Source organism: Caballeronia zhejiangensis (genome assembly GCF_000698575.1).
GTDB classification, from domain to species: Bacteria; Pseudomonadota; Gammaproteobacteria; order Burkholderiales; family Burkholderiaceae; genus Caballeronia; species Caballeronia zhejiangensis.
The window spans coordinates 16,218-38,697 of the sequence record NZ_JFHD01000023.1; the positions used below are offsets into that span (position 1 = coordinate 16,218).

Consider the following 22,480-nt stretch of genomic DNA (forward strand, 5'->3'; position numbering starts at 1 on the left):
TCAACGATTCTATTCGAGGCACGCAGTCATGCTTGAGACGAAACAAAATATCCTTGTACTGATGGCCGATCAGCTCACGCCCTTCGCACTCGCCGCATACGGCAATCGCGTGACGAAGACGCCGCGCATCGATGCGCTCGCGCGCGAAGGCGTCGTGTTCGAATCCGCGTATTGCGCGAGTCCGCTGTGCGCGCCTTCGCGTTTTTCGCTTCTCGCGGGCAAGCTGCCTTCGAACATCGGCGCATTCGACAATGCCGCCGAATTCCCGTCCGAAACGCTGACCTTCGCGCACTATCTGCGCGCCGAAGGCTATCGCACGATTCTCTCCGGCAAGATGCATTTCTGCGGCGCGGATCAGTTGCACGGCTTCGAGGAACGTCTCACGACCGATATCTATCCCGCCGATTTCGGCTGGACGCCCGACTGGCAGAACGCCGATGCGCGCCCGACGTGGTATCACAACATGAGCTCCGTGATAGACGCGGGCCCATGCGTGCGTACCAATCAACTCGACTTCGACGACGAAGTGACCTTCACCACGCGTCAAAAGCTCTTCGACATCGCGCGCGAGCGCAACGCGGGCAAGGACGCGCGTCCGTTCATGATGGTCGCATCGCTCACGCATCCGCACGATCCGTATGCGATTCCGCGCAAGTACTGGGACGCGTATCGCGATGAAGACATCGACATGCCTTCGTATCGCGATTCGCTCGATGCCTGCGATCCGCATTCGAAGCGCCTGCGCCATGTGTACGAAGCGGATCGCACGCCGCCGACGGACCGGCAAATCCGCAATGCGCGGCGCGCGTACTACGGCGCGGTGTCGTATGTCGATGACCAGTTCGCATCGATCCTCGAAGCGCTCGACGAGGCCGGTCTCGCCGACGATACGATCATCGTCGTCACGTCGGATCACGGGGAGATGCTCGGCGAGCGCGGCCTCTGGTACAAGATGACGTTCTTCGAAGGCGGCTGCCGCGTGCCGCTCATCGTGCACGCGCCGAAGCGGTTTGGCGCGCATCGCGTGAAGGATTCGGTCTCGCATCTCGATGTGCTGCCGACGCTCGTCGAATTCGCGCGCGGACAAGCGCCGCAAGCGTGGCCCGACAGCATCGACGGTCAAAGCCTCGTGCCGCACTTGCGCGAGACCGGCGGGCACGACGAAGCCATCGGCGAATATCTCGCGGAAGGCGCGATTGCGCCCATCGTGATGATCCGGCGCGGGCGCTTCAAGTTCATTCATTCGAGCGTGGATCCGGATCAGCTTTACGATGTAGAAGCCGATCCGTTCGAGCGCGAGAATCTCGCAAGCGATGAGCGTCACGCCGCGCGCGTGGCCGAATTCCGCGCGGAGATCGCGCGCCGCTGGAATCTCGATGCGCTGCATCGGGATGTGCTGAAGAGTCAGCGCCGCCGCCATTTCCATTTCGCGGCGACGACGCAGGGCACGATTCAGTCATGGGACTGGCAGCCTCACGTCGATGCGAGCCAGCGCTACATGCGCAATCACATCGATCTGGACGATCTCGAAGCGATGGCGCGTTTTCCCGCCGTCGAGCACTGACGCATCGATCGCATCCCCACAACACACGACAGGAATGCACCATGAAAAAGGGCTTCATCCACGCGCTCTTCGCCGCCGCGCTGGCTTGCGTGGCTTCGCATGCGTTTGCCGCCGAGCCGCAGTCCTGCACGCAGGTCCGCATGGCGGGGCCGGGCTGGACCGATATCGACGCGACCAATGCGATGAGCGGCATCGTGCTCAAGGCGCTCGGCTATCGGCAGAACGTCGCGAACCTGTCGGTGCCGATCACGTATCAGGGCATGAAGAAAGGGCAGATCGACGTGTTTCTCGGCAACTGGATGCCCGCGCAGGCGCCGCTCGTGAAGCCGTTCTTCGAAGAGAAATCGATCGACGTCGTGCGCCCGAATCTCTCCAATGCGAAGTTCACGCTCGCGGTGCCGGACTATGTGGCGGCGGCGGGCGTGCATTCGTTCGCGGACCTCGCGAAGAACGCCGACAAGTTCGATAACCGCATCTACGGCATCGAACCGGGCGCGCCGGCGAATCAGAACATCAAGCGCATGGTCGATGACAAGGCCTTCGGTCTCGGCGACTGGAAGCTGGTCGAATCGAGCGAAACCGCGATGCTCACGCAAGTGGAGCGGGCGGTGCGCGACAAGAAGTGGATCGTGTTTCTCGCGTGGGAGCCGCATCTGATGAACACGAAGTTCAAGCTCGCCTATCTCGATGGCGGCGACAAATACTTCGGCCCCAACTATGGCGGCGCGACGGTGAACACCGTGGCGCGCAGCGGCTACGAGCAGCAATGCCCCAACGTGAGCAGGCTGTTCAAACAGATGGCGTTCAACGTCGATCTGGAGAACGGCGTCATCACGGATGTGCTGGAGAAGAAAACGAATGTCGATGCAGCGGCCACGGATGCGCTGAAGCGTCATCCGGAGCTGCTGAAATCGTGGCTGGACGGCGTGACCACGGCGAGCGGCGGAAACGGCCTGGAAGCCGTTCAGACCGCGCTCGGCGTGAAGTGAGGGATCAGCCGAGCTGAATGCTCGCGCGTTCCTGTGCGGCCATCACGACGGCGCGCATCGGCGTCTGGATCGCCATGAAGTGGAGCATCAGGCTGTCCGCCTGGTGCAAGTACCACGGCGTATTGATGCTCAGGCAGTCGAGGCCGTGTTCAAGCTTCCAGCCGAGACGGTCCGTCAGCAGATTCGCGATGATGGTCTGATCGCCGCCGTTCGCATAGGTGCTCGATTTGTCGGGCGCGGCGCTGACATGCTCGTGGATTTCGTCGACGAACGCCAGGACCGCGGGCTTGCGGCGAAAGCCGAGCACGCCGGCATTGATGATCCACGGCCCGATATCGTGCGCCGCGAGAATGTCGCGCCCGTCCAGCAGCGGATCGATCGGCTTGCGCTGATCGAAGAAGAGGATGTCGGCATCGACCCAGATCGCCCAGTCGTGATGCGGCAGATGCTTGCGCAGGAACCACGGCTTGAGCCAGGTGCCGGTCGCGCCGGGCACGCCTTCGGCGGGCGTCTGCCGATAGACGTAAAGCGTATAGCCGTGGCGCTCGCAATAGCGCCGCATGTTCTGCTCGGCGATCGCGCCGTACGCACGCACGTTGGGCGTGTAGTACGTGATGAAGGCGATGGACTTGCCGGGGTTATAGACGCTGAACTCTTCATGCGGCGTTTCGCTTTGCGCCGGAAGCTGGAACAGCGGCACGCCCTTCTGCTGACAGTCGTTGATGTGTTCGGCGAGCGCGTTGCGAAAGCTCGCCGGGATGAAACCGTAGATCGCTTCCTCGCCGAGCACGATGGTCCAGAGGTTGGGGTACTGCGTCCAGATGGGATCGTAGCGCGGACCGCAGTGCATCGTAGCCATGATGCCGCCGCGTTCACCGTGCGGCTCGATGTAGTCGAGCCCTGCAAGCATCGCGATTTCGTTTTGCGGCGCTTTGCCGATCTTGCATTCCCCGATGCACCACACGATGAGGTTGCGCACCTCGACCGTATTACGCCAGATCTGCACGGCCGTCTGACGTCCGTCGTCGTTGCCGGAAACCGCCATGAGCGCGTGCTGCCTGCCTTCTGCGATGGGCTCGACCGGGAGCATGTTGAGCACGATGCAGTCTTCGCTCATGCAGACGAGCAGCGCCATCTCGGGCATCCGGCGCAAGTGATGCAGGATCGCTTCGTACTTGAGCAACAAACGCTGGGACGGGCACGGCATGCCCGCCATCGAAATGCTCGCGTGCTCGTAGCCCATGCGGGCGGCGTAGTGCTTGTGATTGGTCAGGACTTCGGGTGCGTCGGTCTGATGGATGCTCAGGCAGCGGGTAGTCATGTCGTTCGAATCCGAAACAAGGCTTGAGTAATGCGGGTTTTTTACAGATTCCGAAGTATGCGAGCCGAGCCCTGCCGCGCATATCGGGCATGTCCGAAAACGAATTCGTTCTATTGACGCGAAACACGATGTTGCAGTAGTCGCAACTAGACAGATTTGCGTCGCACCGGGTCGAGCCGGCGCATATATGGACCTTTATTTTTACGACGTCGACGCGATGCTTCATCGCCTATTCCAACGCAATACACATCGAGACGAGCAAAGGACCAGCACATGAGAAAAAGACATGCCGCAAGGATCGCAGGCCTCGCGTTCGCAGCGGGCGCGGCGAACATGCCGATGACGGCGCACGCGCAAAGCAGCGTGACGCTCTACGGTATTCTCGATGCGGGCGTCACCTGGGTCAGCAACACGGGCGGCTCGCATGTCGTGAAGTTCGACGACGGCATCTCCTATGGCAACCGCATCGGATTTCGCGGCACCGAAGATCTCGGCGGCGGATTGCAGGCGGTCTTCGTGCTCGAATCGGGCTTTCATCTCGGCAATGGCCAGCTCGGCTTCGGCGGCGCGCAATTCGGACGGCAAGCCTACGTAGGCCTCAAGAACCAGTGGGGCACCGTCTCGCTCGGCAATCAGCTCGATATGACCGAAGAGTTCGTCTACCTCTACAACATCTCGGCGTGGGCGAGCGGCTACGCCATTCACCAGGGCGACTTCGACCGCATGAACGGCGACCGTCTGCCGAACTCGATCAAGTTCCTGTCGAACGACATCGGCGGCTTCACCTTCGGCGGCATGTATTCGTTCGGCAATCAGGCGGGCGACTTCCATCGCAACAGCGCGTGGAGCGTCGGCGCGCACTATGCGGCGAACACCTTCAACGTCGGCGCGGCCTATACGCAACTCAACAATCCGAACGGCATCTACGCGTTCGATCCGTACGCGATGATCGGCGCGCGCACCTTCCTCGGCCAGCCGACGGTATCGGTCGATCCGGCGACGGGGGCCGTCACCGATCTCTATAGCTCGACCTCGTTTCCCGTCGACAAGCAAGGCGCGTTCGCCGTGGGCGCGGCATGGACCATCGGCAACCTGATGTTATCGGGCAACTTCACCTACACGACGATCAAGGGCCTCGGCCAGACCTCGCACATGCAGGTGTACGAAGGCGGCGCGTCATACAGCTTCAGGCCGGACCTGAATCTCTACGGCGGCTATCAGCACACGCGCTTCGAAGGCAATCACTGGAATCAGGGCTCGCTCGGGCTGCACTATCTGCTTTCGAAACGTACCGACGTGTATATCTCGGGCGACTATCTGCGCGCGTCCGGCCCCATCGATGCAGTCATCGGCTACAGCTTCACGCCGTCGTCGTCGAATACGCAGGCCGACGTGCGCGTAGGCATGCGTCACTCGTTCTAAGCCGCCGCGAGCCGCGCGGACGGGACGGCGCGCAATGCGCTTCGATCCTGCCGCGGGCTCGTCTGAAAGCGCGCGCGATACGTGCGCGAAAAATGCGACGGCGATTCGAAGCCGCACGCGACGCACACCGCGAGAATCGACATGTCGGTCTGGTGAAGCAGCTCGCGCGCACGCACGAGACGCAGGCCGAGATAGAAGTGCGTCGGCGTGTCCTTCAGCGATGCACAGAAGAGCCGCTCCAGCTGACGCCGCGTCACGCCGATGGATTCGGCGAGCGCATCGGGCGACAGCGGCTCTTCCATATGCTGCTCCATCAGCTCGATCACCTGAATCAGCTTGCGATTGTGGATGCCGTAACGCGCGGCGATCTGCATCCGCTGATGATCCGAGCGCTGCCGGATGCGCCCGAGCACGAACTGCTCCGACACTTGCGCCGCCAACTCCGCGCCGTGTTCGCGCGCGATCACGTCGAGCATCAGATCGATCGATGCCGTGCCGCCCGCGCATGTGATGCGCCGCGTGTCGATCTCGAACAGCTCCTGACTCGTCGCGATCGCCGGATAACGCTCGGTGAATGCAGCGGCCGCTTCCCAGTGCAGCGTCGCGCGCGTGCCCGCGAGCAGCCCGGCTTCCGCGAGGATGAAGCTGCCGGTGTCGATGCCGCCGAGCGTCGCGCCCGCGCGATCGAGGCGCCGCAGCCAGTCGCCGATCGCGCGCGTGTAGCGCGAGAGCGGCTCGAATCCCGACACGACGAACACGGTGCGCGCGTCGTTGACCTGATCGAACGCGCTTTCGGCGTTGAGCGTGATGCCGTTGCTCGCGGCGACCGGACCGCCGTCCAAGCTGAGAATGTGCCAGCGATACAGATCGCCCGCGAAGCGATTGGCGACGCGCAGCGGCTCGATCGCGGACATGAATCCGATCGACGAGAACTCGGGCAGCAGCAGGAAATGGAAATCGTGGGGCGCGGACATCGGATCGATTGGCAAGGCTCGTCGATGAGAGAAGCCGTCCACCCTAGCGCGCGCAAAAAACGCGCGCAATCCGGCTTGCCCCGAAGGGCGGCCGGATTGCACTGCTCGAAGATGCGGTTCAGGCGCTCGCGAGCGCGTTCGTGAGCGTCGCGGCGACCGTGCTCAGGTGCGGCTCCACCACGAGATCGGTGTGCCTGCCGAGGACCGGCATCACGCGCACGCCGTGCTTCGCGACGCGTTGCCAGACCGGCAGCGGATCGCTGCGCGAGTCGTCGAGCATCGTCGCGCGCACGTAGACGATCGGGCCGCCGTCATAACGTCGCGGCTTGTAGGTCGCCATCGCGGCGCTCATCGATTCGCGCACGCGCCGCAGCACAGGCGGAAGATCGGCGACGTCGTCGGATTGCCGGTGCGTCGTCGGCCTGCCCATGCGCCCGCGCACGCGGTTGGTCATCGCCGCCGCCTTGCCGCGCACGAAGCCGAGGCGCGCGCCGGCGTTGAGCGAGCGCAACTCGCGCAGACGTTCGACGAGCACGCCCGCCTGATACCGCGTCCACAGCGTGAAGGGCAGACAATGTGTGTGAATGTACGTGTCGAGCAGGCAGAGCATCTCGATCTTCTCGCCCGCCGCGACGAGCTGTTGCGCGATCTCGAACGCGACCAGCCCGCCGAACGAATAGCCGACGAGCGCATAAGGACCGCTCGGCTGCACTTCGCGGATGCGCAGCACGTAGCCGCGCGCCATCTCTTCGACGCTGTGCTGCGGCGCTTCATCGCCGTCGAGGCCGAGCGCCTGCAGGCCGTACACGGGCCGCTCGTTCTGCACCATGCCCGCGAGCGTCAGGCACTCCATCACCGAGCCGGTGATGCTGTGCACCATGAAGATCGGCCGGCCGACGCCCGCACGCATTTGCACGAGCGTCGAGTCCGCGGTGCGCGCGCCGGGTTCGGATGCGAGGACGGCGGCGAGGCGCGCGACGGTCGGCGCGACGATCATCGTCGATAGCGGCAATGCACGGCCGGTCGCGCGCTGCACGTCGGCGAGCATCCGCGCGGCGAGCAGCGAGTGGCCGCCGAGCTCGAAGAAGTTGTCGTCGCGGCCGATCGGCGAGAAGCTGAAATGCTGTTCCCAGAGCGCGCACAGATACGCCTCGATGGATCCGATCGAATCGCCCGGCGCGGGCAGATCGCGCTTCACGCGCGTAAGCGACGGATGCTCGCGAATCTGATCGAGACACTCGGGATTGGCGAGCGACGACACGTTGCGCGCGGGCAGGCCGTTGACGGCATCGCGCGCGGCCGCTTCCGACGGCTTGTTGTTGTGCGTGACGGGCAAGCCGTCGACCTGCACGATCACATCGGGCACGAGCGCGGCGGAGCCTTGTCGCGTGAGATCGCGGCGCACGCGCGCGGCGAGCGCCGCATTCAGTTGCGCACCCGGCCGCAGCACGAGCAAGAGCACGATGCGCTGGCCCGCATCGCCCGCGTTCGCGCCGGTCTGGGCGACGACCATCGCATGACGGATCTCGTGAATCTCGCTCAGGATGCGATAGATTTCGCCCGGACTCACGTTGATGCCGCGCACATTGAGCACGCCGTCGCTGCGGCCGTGCAGACGCGCCGAGCCTTGCGGCGAGAACTCGATGACGTCGCCGTGCGTCCACACGCCTTCGTTCGCCGCGAAATACGCCTTGTGAAAGCGCGAGCCGTCGTCGTCGCCGAAGAAGCCGAGCGGTCGCGACGGAAACGGATTCGTGCAGACGAGCTCGCCCGGCATGATCGTGCTCGCGCCCTGATCGAACGCCTGCACGTCGAGGCCGAGGCTCCGGCATTGTGCTTCGCCCGCATAGACGGGCAGATTCGGGTTGCCGAGCACGAAGCAGCCGATGATGTCCGTGCCGCCTGAAATCGATTGCAACTGCAACTGCTTGACGTGCTGGTACACCCATTCGAACTGCGAGTCGTAGAGCACGGCGCCGGTGGACATCATCGCGCGTAGTGCCGAGAGATCGAACTGTCCGGCCGGCTCGATGCCCGCATCCTCGCTCATCTTCAGATAGGCGGGACTCGTCCCGAAGACCGTCACGCGCTCGTTCGCGACGAGACGCCAGAGCGTGTCGACGGCGGCGACGGGACCATCGTAAGTGACGATCTCCACGCCCGACGCGAGCACCGACATCTGCCAGTTCCACATCATCCACGAGCAGCTCGTGTGGAAAAAGAGCTTGTCGCCGGGACCGAAATCGCTGTGCAGGCGATGCTCCTTCACGTGTTCGAGCAGCGTGCCGCCCGCGCCGTGCACGATGCATTTCGGCTTGCCGGTCGTGCCCGACGAAAACATGATGAAGAGCGGATGGTTGAACGGGAAGCGCTTCCAGTCGAAACGCATCGCGTCGCCGCGCGCGATCAGCGAGCGCAACTCGTGCTGACGCTGCGTCACCGTGCTGGGCAGTTCGGTATCTTCGAGACAGACGATGTCCGTGAGCGTCGGCAGTTGCGCGGCCACCGCCGCGACGTGGCCCGAAAGCGAGCCGCCGGTGTCGAACGGACGCTGCATCGTGTGCGCGAACATGAACTTCGGATCGAGCGGGGCGAAGCGGTCGAGAATCGCCTGCACGCCGTTTTCCGGCGCGGCTGTCGAAAGCGTTGCGCCGAGCGCGGTCACGGCGAGCGCGGCGGTGATCGCGTCGCAGTCGTTGCGCATGATCGCCACCACGCGATCGCCTTCCTTCAGGCCGAGCTCGGAGAGCGTCTGCGCGAGGCGCACGACGCGCTCGCGCAACTCGCCGCGCGTATAGCTTATGCGGCGTCCGTCGGCGAAGCAGGAGGTGATCGCGGGAGCGTCGTCGGGCGCGATGCGTTTGCCGAGCAGATTTTCTGCGTAATTCAGTTCGATGTTGGGAAAGAACCGTGCCGTTTCGCATTGGTTGCCGATGCAGACCGGTTCATCGGATCCCGACCATTCGAGCCCGCGCGCCGATTCGAGAAAGCATTTCCAGAATTGGCGATATTCGCGCACTGAGTAAGCATGCAATTCCGAATAATCGGCGAAGCGCTCGCCGGTTGCCTTTTCGAAGGCCTGCGTGAAGGCCGTCATGCGCGATGCGGATATCTGTTCGGCGGAAGGCAGGTAAAGCGGTTCGCGCGCGTAGAGCCGCGCGCTCTCTCGGATGGCGTCTTGACGGTCCATTATCCAGGCACCTTGGTTTTGGGCGACGTGTGTCGAACGGCTATGTAATCGGCGAGCTTCGCGGCTAACTCCATCGCATTTCCTGAAGCCGCGTCACTGCCGAGACAAGCTATCTCTTTCCCGCACATTACCCGGCCGGAAGTCGGCGCTATGTGCGACCAACCACAGAGACCGTGGCGTTTCGGCAAAGATTGATCTTGCGCAACGGCGACGGCCATGCTTCGGATACCGAACAGCGGAAAAACTACTGAATTCGCGACGTTTTTTCATTCCAATGCGTGTTTACGCCATGGTGCGAAGTTTTCGAATATGAGCAGGAAGTCATGATTTCAATTTGCTTTCAATCTTGCCGAGACGCGGATGCGAAGGCGCGTGCGCGAAGCGGCAAGCGACGCAGGTCGCAAGCAGTCAACTCGCGGTCGCACGCGGGCGTTCGGGCGCTTTTATGCGGCGGTACTTTGTATGCACGCCGGCATTCGAACTGGCGCATCGGTTCAACCCTCAACGGAAGCCTCGCAATGAGACAACGCCTGATTCCAACACTGTTTTTCGCCGGCGCGTGCGCGGCGTTCGCCGTCGCTCAGAGTGCGCGCGCGGAGGACGCGAGTTGCCGCACGGTGCGCTTCGTCGATATCGGCTGGACCGATATCACGTCGACGACGGCGCTTGCGTCGGTCGTCTTCGAGGGGCTCGGTTATGCGCCGCGGACGACGGTCGCCTCGGTGCCGATTTCGCTCGCGGGGCTGAAGAGCAAGCAGATCGACGTGTCGCTTGGCTACTGGTGGCCGGTGCAGCAGAAGGCGGTCGAGCCGTTTCTGGAGGCGAAGAGCATCGAGAAGCTGGAGCCGCCGAATCTGTCGGGCGCGAAGGCGACGCTCGCCGTGCCGAGCTATGCGTATGACGCGGGCATCAAGACGTTCGCGGATATCGCGAAGCATCGCGACGAACTGGGCGGCACGATATACGGCATCGAGCCTGGCAGCAGTGCGAACGCGAAGATTCAGAAGATGATCGACACGAATCAGTTCGGGTTGGGCGGGTTCAAGCTCGTGCAGTCGAGCGAGGCGGGGATGCTGGTGACGGTCGAGCGGGCGATCCGCGAGAAGAAGCCGGTGGTGTTTCTTGGCTGGGAGCCGCATCCGATGAACATCCAGATGAAGATCAATTACCTCTCCGGCGGGGATGACGTGTTCGGGCCGAACTACGGAGAAGCGCGCGTTTATACGCTGACGAATACGGATTTTCTGACGCGTTGTCCCAATGCGGGGAAGTTCGTTTCCAATTTGCGCTTTACGACGGATCTCGAGAATCGGCTCATGCAGCCGGTGATGAACAAGGAGCGGCCTCAGGAGGCGGCCAAGGCCTATCTCAAGCAGAACCCCCAGGTGCTGGATGCCTGGCTCGCAGGCGTGAAGACTCTTGATGGTAAGGATGGGCTGCCGGCGGTTCGGCAATACCTTGGGCTTTGAGGTTTTTCTTGTTGTTGTTGCCGGGTCTCGTTGTTGTTGCCGGATCCCGTTATCGCGTCGGTCTATTAGCGTTGCCCCTGTGCGGGGCGGCAGTCACTTTCTTTGCTGCTGCAAAGAAAGTAACCAAAGAAAGCAGCTTTTCAGGCCCGCGGTCACACGCAATTTGGGTAGTCCTCTCGTCACAGGCGGCACTCGCCTAAAGAGTGCCCTCAAACACCTAATCGGGCTTGGATCGCGCACGGTCTGCCGCCCGAAAACGCTGAGGACACTGGTTCGGCACGAAATGGCTCCGGCACAGCGCTACGCGCTGCCGCCCGGTATGCAAGGGAAACCAACGTGCGGCAAGTGCAGCGAGATTGAGACGTTAGTAGCGAAGCACGCGCGGACCCGATTGACCGGTCGGCCGCGAAGCGGGCCGGAGCTATTTGGTGCTGAACCAGTTTGGTGTGTGGTGCGACGAGGCAGACCGTGCGCGAGCCAAGCCCGATTAGGTGTTTGAGGGCACTCTTTAGGCAGCCCACGAACGACGAGAGGACTACCCAAATTGCGTGTGACCGCGGGCGTATCGGAAGCTGCTTTCTTTGCTTACTTTCTTTGCAGCAGCAAAGAAAGTGAGTGCCGCCCCGCACAGGGGCAGTGCTAATAGACCGACGCGAAATCAGGACTTAACGAAAGCCGAAGAAAAAATACAGGAACCCTAAAGGACATCGAAAATGAACTACGAAGTGATAGTGACCTGCGCTGTAACCGGCGCTGGCGACACGACCGGCAAGCACCCTTCCATCCCAGTCACGCCGAAGCAAATAGCCGAAGCAGCGATAGAAGCGGCCCGCGCGGGCGCCACCGTCGCCCACTGCCACGTTCGCGACCCGAAGACAGGAAGAGGCAGCCGCGACCCCGCGCTATACCGCGAAGTGGTAGACCGCATCCGCTCATCGGACACGGACGTGATCATCAACCTCACCGCAGGCATGGGCGGCGACCTCGAGATCGGCGCCGGCGAAGACCCGATGCGCTTCGGCAAAGGCACCGACCTCGTCGGCGGCCTCACGCGCCTCGCGCACGTCGAAGAACTGCTGCCCGAAATCTGCACGCTCGACTGCGGCACGCTCAATTTCGGCGACGGCGACTACATCTACGTATCGACGCCCGCGCAACTGCGCGCCGGCGCCAAACGCATCCAGGAACTCGGCGTGAAGCCCGAACTGGAAATTTTCGACACGGGCCATCTGTGGTTCGCCAATCAACTTCTGAAAGAAGGCCTGCTCGACAACCCGCCGCTCTTTCAACTGTGCATGGGTATTCCGTGGGGCGCACCGCCCGACACCGGCACGATGAAAGCCATGGTCGATAACCTCCCGCCCGGCGCGCATTGGGCCGGCTTCGGCATCGGCCGCATGCAGATGCCGATGGTCGCGCAAGCGATGCTCCTCGGCGGACACGTGCGCGTCGGTCTCGAAGACAACCTGTGGCTCGATCGCGGCGTGCACGCGACCAACGGCGCGCTCGTCCAGCGCGCGGTGGAAATCATCGAGCGGCTCGGCGCACGCGCGCTCACGCCCGCGGAAGGCCGCAAGAAGCTCGGCCTCCCGGCGCGCGGCGAACGCCTGCTGGAAAAACGCATCGCGGAACAATTCGCCTGAACCGACAAGGACACGAAGACATGCAAGTCAAGCAATTCGCCGCGCTCGGCGCGGGTGTGATCGGCAGCGGCTGGGTGGCGCGCGCCCTCGGAGCAGGACTCGACGTCACCGCGTGGGATCCCGCGCCCGGCGCCGAAGCGCAACTGCGCGCGAACGTCGCGAACGCGTGGCCGGCGCTCGAGCGCGTCGGACTGGCACCGGGCGCGTCGCAACAACGATTGCGCTTCGTCGATACCGTCGAGGAATGCGTCGCCCATGCCGACTTTATCCAGGAAAGCGCGCCCGAACGCGAGGAACTCAAGCTCGCGCTGCACGAACGCGCGAGCCGCGCGGCGAAGCCCGATGCGATCATCGCGTCGTCGACGTCCGGCCTTCTGCCGACCGACTTCTACGCGCGCGCCGTGAATCCGCAGCGCTGCGTCGTCGGGCATCCGTTCAATCCGGTGTATCTGCTGCCGCTCGTCGAAGTGCTCGGCGGCGAAGCGACATCCGGCGAAGCGATCGATGCCGCGATGCGCTTCTACGCGTCCATCGGCATGCGGCCCTTGCGCGTGAGGAAGGAAGTGCCCGGCTTCATCGCGGACCGGCTGCTCGAAGCGCTCTGGCGCGAGGCGCTGCATCTCGTCAACGACGGCGTCGCGACAACCGGCGAAATCGACGACGCCATCCGCTACGGCGCGGGCATCCGCTGGTCGTTCATGGGCACGTTCCTGACCTACACGCTGGCGGGCGGCGAAGCGGGCATGCGACACTTCATGCAGCAGTTCGGCCCCGCGCTCGAATTGCCGTGGACGAAACTCGTCGCGCCGACACTGACCGACGAACTCATCGACCGCGTCGTCGACGGTACGTCGAATCAGACGAACGGACGCGGCATCAAGGAACTGGAGCGTTATCGCGACGACTGCATCGCCAGCGTGATCGAGGCGATCGCGCAGGCGAAAGCGCGTCACGGGATCGAAGACTAACGGAACCGCAAGGCACCACGATGACCTATCGCGACACCGTCAAACCCGAATGGGTCGACTACAACGGCCATCTGCGCGACGCGTTCTACATGCTGATCTACAGCCTCGCGACCGATGCCTTCATGGACCGCATCGGTCTCGACGACGCGGGCCGCCGCGCACGCCAGCGCACGCTCTACACGCTCGAAGCGCATGTCACGTATCTGCGCGAGATCAAGGAGGGCGCGCCGGTGCGCGTCGAGTGGCGCGTGATCGCGCATGACAAAAAGCGCGTGCATCTCTATATGGAGATGTTCGAAGGCGACACGACGGAGGCCGTTTGCGCGTGCGAGCAGATGCTGATGCACATCGATTCGAGCGGCGCGCCGAAATCCGCATCGTTCGATGATGACATCGCCGCGCGCATCGCCGCCGAACCTGCGGTCGCGCCGAAGGACGCGCGTTACGCGGGCCGCGTGATCGGCTTGCCGGCGCGCGCTTCGTCAGCGGCCGCGCCGGCCTGAGCGCGCCACGTCCGCAGCAAGAGCGCGTTCGTGACGACGCTCACGCTCGAAAACGCCATCGCCGCGCCCGCGAACATCGGATCGAGCAGGCCGAACGCCGCGAGCGGAATGCCGATCAGGTTGTAGACGAACGCCCAGAACAGATTCTGCTGAATCTTGCGATACGTGCGCCGCGAAATATCGATCGCGTCCGCGACGAGCGCCGGATCGCCGCGCATCAGCGTGATGCCGGCCGCCTCGATCGCGACGTCGGTGCCGCTCGCCATCGCGATGCCGATATCGGCGGCGGCGAGCGCGGGCGCATCGTTGATGCCGTCGCCGGCCATCGCCACGATGCCTTCGTTCGACGCCTTGAGCTGCGCGACGACGCGCGCCTTGTCGTCGGGCAAGGTCTGCGCGAACACGCGTTCCGGCGCGATACCCAACGCGCGCGCGACGGCTTGCGCGCTGCCTTCGTTGTCGCCGGTGACGAGCGCGCTCTTCACGCGCATGCGCGCAAGACGTTCGATTGCATCGCGCGCGGTCGGCTTGACGGTATCGCCGAACGCGAGCAGCGCGAGGACTTCTCCGTCGAGATCGATCAGCCACGAGATCGTGTTCCCTTGCGCTTCGAGTTCGCGAGCGCGCGCGGCGAGCGTCGGCGGCACGTCAAAACCCAGTTCCGCGACCCAGCGCGCACTGCCGATCGCGATGCGCCGCGCGCCGACGTTCGCCTCCACGCCCCGTCCGGCGACCGCGCGCGCCGCGCTCGCCTCGAAGCGCGGTGCGTGGCTCGCGGCGGCGGCGACGGCCTTCGCCAGCGGATGCTCGCTCATGCGCTGCACGGCGGCGGCGAGTCCGAGCGCTGCGCTCCGATCCTGCCCCGGCGCGGCATCGAACGCGACGAGGCCCGGCTTGCCGACCGTCAGCGTGCCGGTCTTGTCGAATGCGACGATCTTGATCGCGTGCGCCTGTTCGAGCGCCTGCGCGTCCTTGATGAGAATGCCCTGACGCGCCGCGACGCCGGTCCCGGCCATGATCGCGGTCGGCGTCGCGAGGCCGAGCGCGCACGGGCACGCGATCACGAGCACCGCGACCGCGTTCAGCAGCGCCGTTTCTGCATCGGCGCCGTGCAGCAGCCAGCCGATGAGCGTGACGAGCGCGATCGCGAGAATTGCCGGCACGAACACCGCCGATACGCGATCGACGAGCCGCTGGATCGGCGCCTTCTCCGCCTGCGCCGATTCGACCAGCCGGATGATGCGCGCGAGCGTCGTTTCCGCGCCGATCGCCGTGGTTTCGATCGCGATCACGCCTTCGCCGTTGATCGAGCCGCCGGTCGTGCGCGCGCCGGGTTCCTTCGCGACCGGCAGGCTTTCGCCGGTAATCAGCGATTCGTCGATGTGCGTGCGGCCCTCGCGCACGATGCCGTCCACCGGCACGCGCTCGCCCGGCCGCACGATGGCGATATCGCCGATACGCACGTGAGCGAGCGGCACTTCGCGTTCGCGCGCCGGATCGTCGCGGTCGCGCACGCGGGCCTTGTCGGGACGCAGCGCGTTGAGCGCGCGGATCGCGTCGGCGGTCTGGCGCTTGGCGCGCGCTTCCAGCCATTTGCCGAAGCGCACCAGCGTAATGACGACCGCCGACGCCTCGAAGAACAGATGCTCCGTCATGCCGCCGTGCGCGAACATCTGCCAGACGGACAAGCCCCACGCCGCCGACGTGCCGAGCGCGACCAGCAGATCCATGTTGCCCGCGAACGCCCGCATCGCGCGATAGCCGCCCGCATAGAAACGCGCGCCGAAGCCGAACTGCACGACGCTCGCGAGCGCGAGTTGCAGCCACGGGTCGAGCGTGAGGCCGAACATCGGCGCGAGCAGCGGCACGGTGAGCACGGCGGACGCGAGCACGGCCGCGAGCTCGCGATCGAATCCGGAGGAAACGGCGAGCTCCGGCGCGGCGTCGGGCAGGATCGGCGCGGCCTCGTAGCCGGCTTTGGCGACGGCGGCGACGAGCTGATCGTCGGTGACGGCGGCGCTCGCGTGCACGGTCGCCTTCTCGGTCGCGAGATTGACCGCGACGCTTTCGACGCCCGGCACGCGTTTAAGCACTTTCTCGACGCGCGCGACGCACGACGCGCACGTCATCCCGCTGACGGACAACTCCGCGGTCCGCGGATGGTCGGATGCTGCTGTGGACATATCGAAACGCTCCGTTCTGGCCGGGATCGCGAAGATCCCACATAAGGAACAGTATCGACCTTCCAATGACTGGAAGGTCAAGGCCTGAATGAAGCGCGTCGTGCAATGTCGAGTCCCGCCGCGCGGGAGCGCGAAATGCTACGAGAAGACCGTATTCGAAGGACGAAAAGCGCGCCATTCAGTGCTTTTGACCGGCATCTGGTGCATTCTTCGGCATGCCGCAGCGCTTTTGCTGACTTAATCTTGCCTATCGTCAGCGGATAAGTTAAAACCCGAATTTCGAGATAATGCTCGTGGCGCGCCGCGCGGGGAGTGGCAGCGGCGCCGATACGCTTCCGGGCGTGCCGCGCATCGCTCCTACGAAGATGCGTGCGAGAACCCAAATCGAAAGAAGAACTGGATTTCCATTCGAATGAAGAACAAGCGACGCTGGACGTTTCCGCTCAACACCGCAATCTGGATGAGCGTGAGTCTCGCCGGCACGGCGGTCCTTTCGGGCTGTGCGACCAAGCAGCCCGAAGTCAAGGCGACCAGCACGGGCTGGGTGAAGAATCAGGTCGCCGATGCCTATACCTTCGGCTTTCCGCTCGTCGCGTCGGATATCGCGCGCGAACGCGCCAGCGGCCGCGCCGGGCAGCCCGGCCAGACGCCGCTCAACACCTTCCGTCACGCGAACGCGCTGCCGCCCGCCGGCGCGCCGGGCTGGGCGAGCGTCGACACGCTCGAATCGTCGGCATGGCTCGATGTGTCCGCCGATCCGGTGATCGTCACGCTGCCCGCCGCGCCGCGCGGCCGCTATCTCGACGCCCGCGCGTTCGATGCGTGGACCAACGCGCTCTATTCCAGCGCCGACACGACGCCCTATCCGAAGATGCAGCTCATCGCGTTCGTGCCCGCTGGCTGGACCGGCACGCTGCCCGCGAACGCGACGCGCGTCGAAACGCGCACACGTTACGTGTGGCTTTCGGTGCGCGTGCGCGTGAACGGCGCGCGCGACGTGCGCGAAGCGCGCAAGCTGCAGACCGCGATGCGAATCGACACGCTGACGCCCGCGAAAGGCTCCGCCGCCGATCCGACGCCGGTCGTCTCCGGCGCGTGGCCCGCGAACGGCGCGAAGCAACCCGCAGTGCCGCCGCTGCCATCCGCGCTGGCGACGATCGCGCCGGGCGCGCAGGCCGAAGCGCTCGATGCGAACGCGTTCTTCGCGCGCCTCGCCCGCTCGCTCGACGACAATCCCGCCGCCACCGACGACAGTCACGCGATCAGCCAGCTCGCCGATCTCGGCGTGAAGCCGGGCGAGCCGGTGCAGTTCAAGAAGACCGACGCACCGCTGCTCGATTCCGGTCTCGCCGATGCACGCGAGCGGCTCGAGACGACGCCGCCCAACGCGATCACGAAGAACGGTTGGACCTGGTTCGGCGATGGCGTCGGCGTCTACGGTACGGATTACACGTTGCGCGCCTATCTTGCGCGCCGGCAGACCGCGACGAGCACGAAGGAAGGCGAAGTGAAGCCGGTGACGCACGTGGACAGCGAAGGCCACGCACTCGACGGCGCGAACGCGTACACGCTGCACTTCGAGCCCGAGCAACTGCCGCCGGTGCGCGGCTTCTGGACCCTGACCGCCTACACGAAGGACGGGGCGCTCTCGGATGCGAAACTGCCGCGGCTCTCGCTTTCCGATCGCGACCGGCTGAAGAAGAATCGCGATGGCTCCATCGACGTGATCGTGTCGGCGAAGTCGCCGGGCCGCGCGCAGACAGCGAATTGGCTGCCCGCGCCCGAAGGCCAGTTCCAGCTCACGATGCGTCTTTATGCGCCCAAGCCGCAGGCGAGCGACGGCTCGTGGGCGCCGCCGTCAGTCGAACGGCAGTGATTCCGCTGCGCGCAAACAGTTGAATCGAACATGAAGGCCGCGATTTTTTCGCGGCCTTCATGTGTTTGACGCACGCTTTGGCGAACGTTTGCGGGTCGCATCGTCGTATACTCGAACATCATCTTTCCGGGGACGGCGGCTCGTCGTCGCGCATCGAATGTCGAGCATCACGAAGTCTTCTCTCGCCTCCGCCGGGCAGACGCTGCGCGGCGTCGTTCACGCGCGGCGCACGCGGCGCTTTTTCATCGGCTTGCTGATCGCGATACTCGTTATCGGCGTGCTCGGGTTCTTCGTCGCGCCGCCGGTTATCCGACATATCGCCGAGCAACAGCTCGCAAAGCAGCTCGACCGGCCCGTCAGCATCAGGCGTATTTGGCTCAATCCGTACACGCTCGATTTGGAAGCCGATGACGTCCATATCGGCGAATCGCCCGCGAATCTCGCGAAGGCGCCGGGCGCGGCGGCCGGTTTTGTCGATGTGTCGAGGCTCGTCGTGCGTACGTCGTGGGCGTCGGTGTTCAAACTCGCGCCGGTCGTCAACGAACTGAAGATCGATTCGCCGCGTATCAGCGTCGTGCGTTTCGACGGCGAGCATTTCAATTTCTCCGATCTGATCGCGAAGTTCGCGAAGCCATCGTCGCCGCCTTCGGACAAGCCTGCGCGCTTCTCGGTATCGAACATTCAGCTCGAAAACGGCCAGATCACGTTCGATGACAGGCTTCTGAGAACGAAGCACGTCGTCGACCGTTTCGCGCTCGGCATTCCGTTCATCGCGACGCTGCCGTCCGCCACCGATATCTTCGTGACGCCGCTGTTGCAGGCCCGCATCGACGGCTCGCCGCTCGTCGTGAAGGGTCGCACGAAGCCGTTTGCGCAGTCGCGCGAATCGGAAATCGCGCTCAGGCTCGACGGCCTCGACGTGCCGCAGATGGCGTCTTACGCGCCGGCGTCGGTGCCGGTCGCGGTGAAGAGCGGCAAGCTCTCGACCGATCTCAACGTGCGCTTCGCGATCTCGGGCGATACCCCGACGATCCGCATCGACGGCACCGCCGATCTCGCCGATCTCGCGGTGACGGACAAGGCGAGCGCGCCGCTCATCGCGGCCCGCGCGCTGCACGTGAAGATCGCGAATGCCGAGCCGCTGCGCGATGTCTATCACCTCGACGAAGTGACGCTGTCGAATCCGGATGTCCATCTCGCGCGCGATTCGACGGGTCAACTGAACGTGCAGAAGCTGGCCGGTCCCGCGCCGAAGCCTTTAGCGGAGGAAGTCAAGAAGGAAGCGCCGCCGCTCGATCTGGCGATTCGCCACCTCGCGATTCAAGACGGCCGGATCGCGCTCGACGACCAGTTGCTCAAACAGCGTGTTGAGGCCGCGTTGACCGGCTTCGCCGTGACGCTCGACGATTTCTCGACGCTTGCCAAAACGCCCGCGAAATACACGCTCAAGACGGCATTCGACAAGGGCGGCGCGCTCGATGCATCGGGCAACGTGACGCTCGCCACGAAAACGGCGGACGCAAAGCTCGCGCTGAGCGCGTTGGCGCTGCCGCCGTTGCAGCCGTATCTCGCGAACATGGTGGCCGCGCGCGTGACGAGCGGCACGCTCGGCGCGAATCTGCCGGTGTCGGTCGACTGGAGCAAGGCGGATGGCGGCGTGCAAATCGGCGCGGGCGATGTGAAGCTCGATGCGCTCACGCTCGCGCCCAACGCGGGCGGCGGCGCGCCGATCAAGCTGGCGTCGGCGACGGCGAAGATCGCCAAGGTCGATGTGTCCGCGCGCAACGCGACGCTCGACAGCGTGCAATTGAACGGCCTCGCGCTCGATGCGACGCGCCGCAAGGACGGCAGCATCGATCTGGCCGCGCTCGCCGCGCCGCACGAAGCCGCGCCCGAGCAGTCGGCGACGCGCAGGATCCAGAAGGCGCAGGCGGCGGGGCCGGCGTGGCGGTATCGGATCGGCGAGATCGCGCTCGCCGATGCATCGGCGAATATCACCGATGAAACCACGACGAAGCCGGTCAAGCTGCGCGTCGCGCCGCTCGCGCTCAACGTCAGGCAGTTCGGCGACGATTTGACGAAACCGCTCGCCGTCGACGGCAAGCTGACGCTGAACGGCAAGGGGGCGCTCGCGATTGGCGGCAACGTCACGGTGTCGCCGCTCAAGCTCGCGTTGCACGTCAAGGGCGATCAGGTCGACGCCTCCGCGTTCGAGCCGTATTTCGGCGACATGCTCAACATCGACGTGACGAGCGCGTATCTGAACGCGAACGGCGACGTCGCGATGTCGGGCAGCGGCAAGACGCTCGCGGCGTCCTATAAGGGCGACGTGTCGCTGACGGACGTACGCATGCTCGACAAGGCGACCTCCGACCGCTTCGCCGGCTGGAAGCTGCTCTCGCTCTCGAACGTGAAGGCGGACTACAGCGAGCGCGGCACCGATGTCGAAGCGGCGCGCGTGACCTTCGCCAAGTTCTACGGTCGGGTGCTGCTCGACGCGCAGGGCAGGTTGAACCTCAAGAGCGTCGTGGCCGGCGACAACGGCCCGCAATCGGTGACGCGCGACCGTGCGAAGGAAGAGGGCGCGTCCGCGCCGGCCGCTGCGAGCGCGACGGTGCCGGTGAAGACGGCGGCGAAGCCGTCGGGGCCGCCGATCAACATGCGCTTCGGCCAGCTCGTGCTGCAGGACGGCCGCGTCACTTACACCGATAACTTCATCAAGCCGAACTACACCGCGAATCTCGTTGCGATCAACGGGACGATCGGCGCGTTCGGCACGCATTCGACCACGTCCGCGCCCGTCGACGTGTCGGCGAAACTCGCGGCGAACGGGCCGGTGTCGATCAAGGGGCAGGTGAATCCGCTCATCGAGAAACCCGCGCTCGATCTGACCGCGAGCGCGCATGGCGTCGAGCTGACGAATCTCACGCCGTATTCGTCGAAGTACGCGGGTTATCCGATCACGAAGGGCAAGCTCAACGTCGATCTGCATTACATGCTCGCCGACAACAAGCTCACGGCGAACAATCACTTGTTCATCGATCAGTTGACGTTCGGCGATCACGTCGACAATCCGACGGCGACGAAGCTGCCGGTGCGGCTCGCGGTGTCGCTGCTGAAGAATTCGCGCGGCGAGATCGATGTCAATATTCCGATTTCCGGCTCGCTGGACAATCCCGAGTTTTCGATCGGTGGGCTCGTGTGGCAGGCTATCGTGAATCTGGTGCAGAAGGCGGTGACCGCGCCGTTCACGCTGCTCGCGCATGCGTTCGGCGGCGGCGGCGGCGAGGATCTCAACTACATCGAATTCGATGCGGGCTCGGCCACGCTGAACGATGCCGCGCAGAAGAAGCTCGATACGATCGCGAAGGCGCTGGCGGACAAGCCGTCGGTGCGCTTGGACGTGACGGGCCGCGTCGATCCGAAGACGGACGAGCCGGCGTTGCGTTCCGCGTGGCTCGATCAACAGGTGAAGCGCGCGAAGGTGCGCGACATGTCGAGCAATGGCGAGAACGTCGACTGGAACGCGATCAAGGTGACGGACGCGGACTACGACAAGTATCTGACGAAGGCGTACAAGTCGGCCGATTTCAAGAAGCCGACGAACTTCATCGGCATGACGAAGTCGGTGCCCGATGAGGACATGAAAGCCGCGCTCACGAAGAACGCACCGGTCGACGAAGGATCGTTGCGCGATCTGGCGCAGCGTCGAGCGCAGGCGGTGCAGGAATATTTCGACGGGAAAATCGACAGCAAACGGATTTTCGTCGTCGCGCCGAAGATGAACGCGGACGACATCAAGGACAAGGGCGCGGGTTCGCGCGTCGAACTGGGGCTGAAGTGACGAGCGTTGGCCAAACGGACGATCTGGATGAACAAAGGAATGCAAACTAATATCGGCGACACCGGGAACGATGAAGAGAACGGGAGTCAGCCGATGGGAACGCCTTATGAGAAGGACGTGGTGGCGTGGGCCTGGGAACAGGCGGCGCTGCTGCGTGCGGGGAAATTTGCGTCCATCGATATCGAGCATATCGCTGAGGAAATCGAGGACGTGGCAAAAACTGAATCACGCGAGCTGCGAAGCAGATTGGCGGTACTGCTCGCGCATTTGCTCAAATGGCAATTTCAGCCGGAGTGCCGAAGCCGGAGTTGGACGAGTACCATTCGCACGCAGCGAAGGGAGGCGTTGTTCGTGTTGAATGAAGCACCGAGCTTGCGGCGACGCTTCGATGATGTTCAGTGGCTCGACTTGGTCTGGTCGAAAGCGCGGACTCAGGCCGAAGCGGAGACAGGTATCGACTTCGATACGTTTCCCGCAAGCTGTCCATGGCCGATGTCGTCAGTGCTGGAGGAGGGCTTTCTGCCCGAATAGCAC

The 22,480-nt window shown here is 64.2% G+C and carries 14 protein-coding genes; 10 read left to right on the forward strand and 4 right to left on the reverse strand.

The window, feature by feature from the left end; translation table 11 throughout:
- The first annotated feature begins 28 nt into the window (after positions 1–28).
- Complete coding sequence (betC, locus tag BG60_RS24365; RefSeq protein ID WP_008354141.1) at positions 29–1,564, forward strand: choline-sulfatase; 1,536 nt, start codon at positions 29–31, stop codon at positions 1,562–1,564.
- 41 nt (positions 1,565–1,605) lie between these two features.
- Positions 1,606–2,553, forward strand: coding sequence for a choline ABC transporter substrate-binding protein (locus tag BG60_RS24370; protein WP_008354139.1), 948 nt, complete (start codon positions 1,606–1,608; stop codon positions 2,551–2,553).
- 4 nt (positions 2,554–2,557) lie between these two features.
- On the opposite strand, the gene BG60_RS24375 is transcribed toward BG60_RS24370, so the two are convergent.
- Positions 2,558–3,874 carry a glycosyltransferase family protein gene (locus BG60_RS24375; RefSeq protein ID WP_008354138.1) on the reverse strand — a complete coding sequence of 439 codons (1,317 nt, stop codon included), beginning with the start codon at positions 3,872–3,874 and terminating at the stop codon, positions 2,558–2,560.
- Positions 3,875–4,147: 273 nt separating this feature from the next.
- On the opposite strand from BG60_RS24375, the gene BG60_RS24380 reads away from it, so the two are divergent.
- A complete protein-coding gene (locus tag BG60_RS24380) occupies positions 4,148–5,296 on the forward strand; it encodes a porin (RefSeq protein WP_008354137.1) in 1,149 nt (382 codons plus the stop codon).
- On the opposite strand, the gene BG60_RS24385 is transcribed toward BG60_RS24380, so the two are convergent.
- The gene (locus tag BG60_RS24385; RefSeq protein WP_008354136.1) at positions 5,293–6,270 is read right to left on the reverse strand and encodes a GlxA family transcriptional regulator; all 978 of its coding nucleotides are present in this window, start codon (positions 6,268–6,270) and stop codon (positions 5,293–5,295) included. The two genes, BG60_RS24380 and BG60_RS24385, sit on opposite strands and share 4 nt — an antisense overlap.
- Positions 6,271–6,388: 118 nt before the next feature.
- Positions 6,389–9,460, reverse strand: coding sequence for an acetoacetate--CoA ligase (locus tag BG60_RS24390; RefSeq protein ID WP_008354135.1), 3,072 nt, complete (start codon positions 9,458–9,460; stop codon positions 6,389–6,391).
- A 518-nt stretch (positions 9,461–9,978) separates the two neighbouring features.
- Here BG60_RS24390 and BG60_RS24395 point away from each other — a divergent pair.
- The 4 genes from BG60_RS24395 to BG60_RS24410 all read left to right on the forward strand — a co-directional run bounded on the left by BG60_RS24395 (position 9,979) and on the right by BG60_RS24410 (position 14,043).
- Entirely contained in the window at positions 9,979–10,929 is a 951-nt protein-coding gene (locus tag BG60_RS24395) for a choline ABC transporter substrate-binding protein (RefSeq protein ID WP_008354134.1), read from the forward strand.
- Positions 10,930–11,642: 713 nt separating this feature from the next.
- On the forward strand, positions 11,643–12,572 hold the full coding sequence (cdhC, locus tag BG60_RS24400; RefSeq protein WP_008354133.1) for a 3-dehydrocarnitine:acetyl-CoA trimethylamine transferase CdhC: 930 nt from the start codon (positions 11,643–11,645) through the stop codon (positions 12,570–12,572).
- A 20-nt stretch (positions 12,573–12,592) separates the two neighbouring features.
- Positions 12,593–13,540, forward strand: a complete 948-nt coding sequence (locus BG60_RS24405; RefSeq protein WP_008354131.1) for an L-carnitine dehydrogenase — start codon at positions 12,593–12,595, stop codon at positions 13,538–13,540.
- A gap of 20 nt (positions 13,541–13,560) precedes the next feature.
- The gene (locus tag BG60_RS24410; protein ID WP_008354130.1) at positions 13,561–14,043 is read left to right on the forward strand and encodes a thioesterase family protein; all 483 of its coding nucleotides are present in this window, start codon (positions 13,561–13,563) and stop codon (positions 14,041–14,043) included.
- On the opposite strand, the gene BG60_RS24415 is transcribed toward BG60_RS24410, so the two are convergent.
- Positions 13,983–16,226: a heavy metal translocating P-type ATPase gene (locus BG60_RS24415; RefSeq protein WP_081851877.1), complete on the reverse strand. Its 2,244-nt coding sequence runs from the start codon at positions 16,224–16,226 to the stop codon at positions 13,983–13,985. The two genes, BG60_RS24410 and BG60_RS24415, sit on opposite strands and share 61 nt — an antisense overlap.
- Before the next feature lie 412 nt (positions 16,227–16,638).
- Here BG60_RS24415 and BG60_RS24420 point away from each other — a divergent pair, with 412 nt between their 5' ends.
- The 3 genes from BG60_RS24420 (at position 16,639) to BG60_RS24430 (ending at position 22,477) form a co-directional block, all read left to right on the forward strand.
- Positions 16,639–18,102, forward strand: a complete 1,464-nt coding sequence (locus BG60_RS24420) for a DUF1254 domain-containing protein (RefSeq protein WP_008354128.1) — start codon at positions 16,639–16,641, stop codon at positions 18,100–18,102.
- Between the two features lie 157 nt (positions 18,103–18,259).
- A complete protein-coding gene (locus BG60_RS24425; protein ID WP_034473136.1) occupies positions 18,260–21,946 on the forward strand; it encodes a DUF748 domain-containing protein in 3,687 nt (1,228 codons plus the stop codon).
- A gap of 27 nt (positions 21,947–21,973) precedes the next feature.
- Positions 21,974–22,477, forward strand: a complete 504-nt coding sequence (locus tag BG60_RS24430; protein ID WP_008354126.1) for a DUF29 domain-containing protein — start codon at positions 21,974–21,976, stop codon at positions 22,475–22,477.
- Positions 22,478–22,480 lie beyond the last annotated feature (3 nt).

Excerpts from the sequence above, each read along its gene's own strand:
- betC (WP_008354141.1), top strand. The coding sequence starts at position 29 with ATGCTTGAGACGAAACAAAATATCCTTGTACTGATGGCCGATCAGCTC.
- BG60_RS24370 (WP_008354139.1), top strand. The coding sequence starts at position 1,606 with ATGAAAAAGGGCTTCATCCACGCGCTCTTCGCCGCCGCGCTGGCTTGC.
- BG60_RS24375 (WP_008354138.1), bottom strand. The coding sequence starts at position 3,874 with ATGACTACCCGCTGCCTGAGCATCCATCAGACCGACGCACCCGAAGTC.
- BG60_RS24380 (WP_008354137.1), top strand. The coding sequence starts at position 4,148 with ATGAGAAAAAGACATGCCGCAAGGATCGCAGGCCTCGCGTTCGCAGCG.
- BG60_RS24385 (WP_008354136.1), bottom strand. The coding sequence starts at position 6,270 with ATGTCCGCGCCCCACGATTTCCATTTCCTGCTGCTGCCCGAGTTCTCG.
- BG60_RS24390 (WP_008354135.1), bottom strand. The coding sequence starts at position 9,460 with ATGGACCGTCAAGACGCCATCCGAGAGAGCGCGCGGCTCTACGCGCGC.
- BG60_RS24395 (WP_008354134.1), top strand. The coding sequence starts at position 9,979 with ATGAGACAACGCCTGATTCCAACACTGTTTTTCGCCGGCGCGTGCGCG.
- cdhC (WP_008354133.1), top strand. The coding sequence starts at position 11,643 with ATGAACTACGAAGTGATAGTGACCTGCGCTGTAACCGGCGCTGGCGAC.
- BG60_RS24405 (WP_008354131.1), top strand. The coding sequence starts at position 12,593 with ATGCAAGTCAAGCAATTCGCCGCGCTCGGCGCGGGTGTGATCGGCAGC.
- BG60_RS24410 (WP_008354130.1), top strand. The coding sequence starts at position 13,561 with ATGACCTATCGCGACACCGTCAAACCCGAATGGGTCGACTACAACGGC.
- BG60_RS24415 (WP_081851877.1), bottom strand. The coding sequence starts at position 16,226 with ATGTCCACAGCAGCATCCGACCATCCGCGGACCGCGGAGTTGTCCGTC.
- BG60_RS24420 (WP_008354128.1), top strand. The coding sequence starts at position 16,639 with ATGAAGAACAAGCGACGCTGGACGTTTCCGCTCAACACCGCAATCTGG.
- BG60_RS24425 (WP_034473136.1), top strand. The coding sequence starts at position 18,260 with ATGTCGAGCATCACGAAGTCTTCTCTCGCCTCCGCCGGGCAGACGCTG.
- BG60_RS24430 (WP_008354126.1), top strand. The coding sequence starts at position 21,974 with ATGAACAAAGGAATGCAAACTAATATCGGCGACACCGGGAACGATGAA.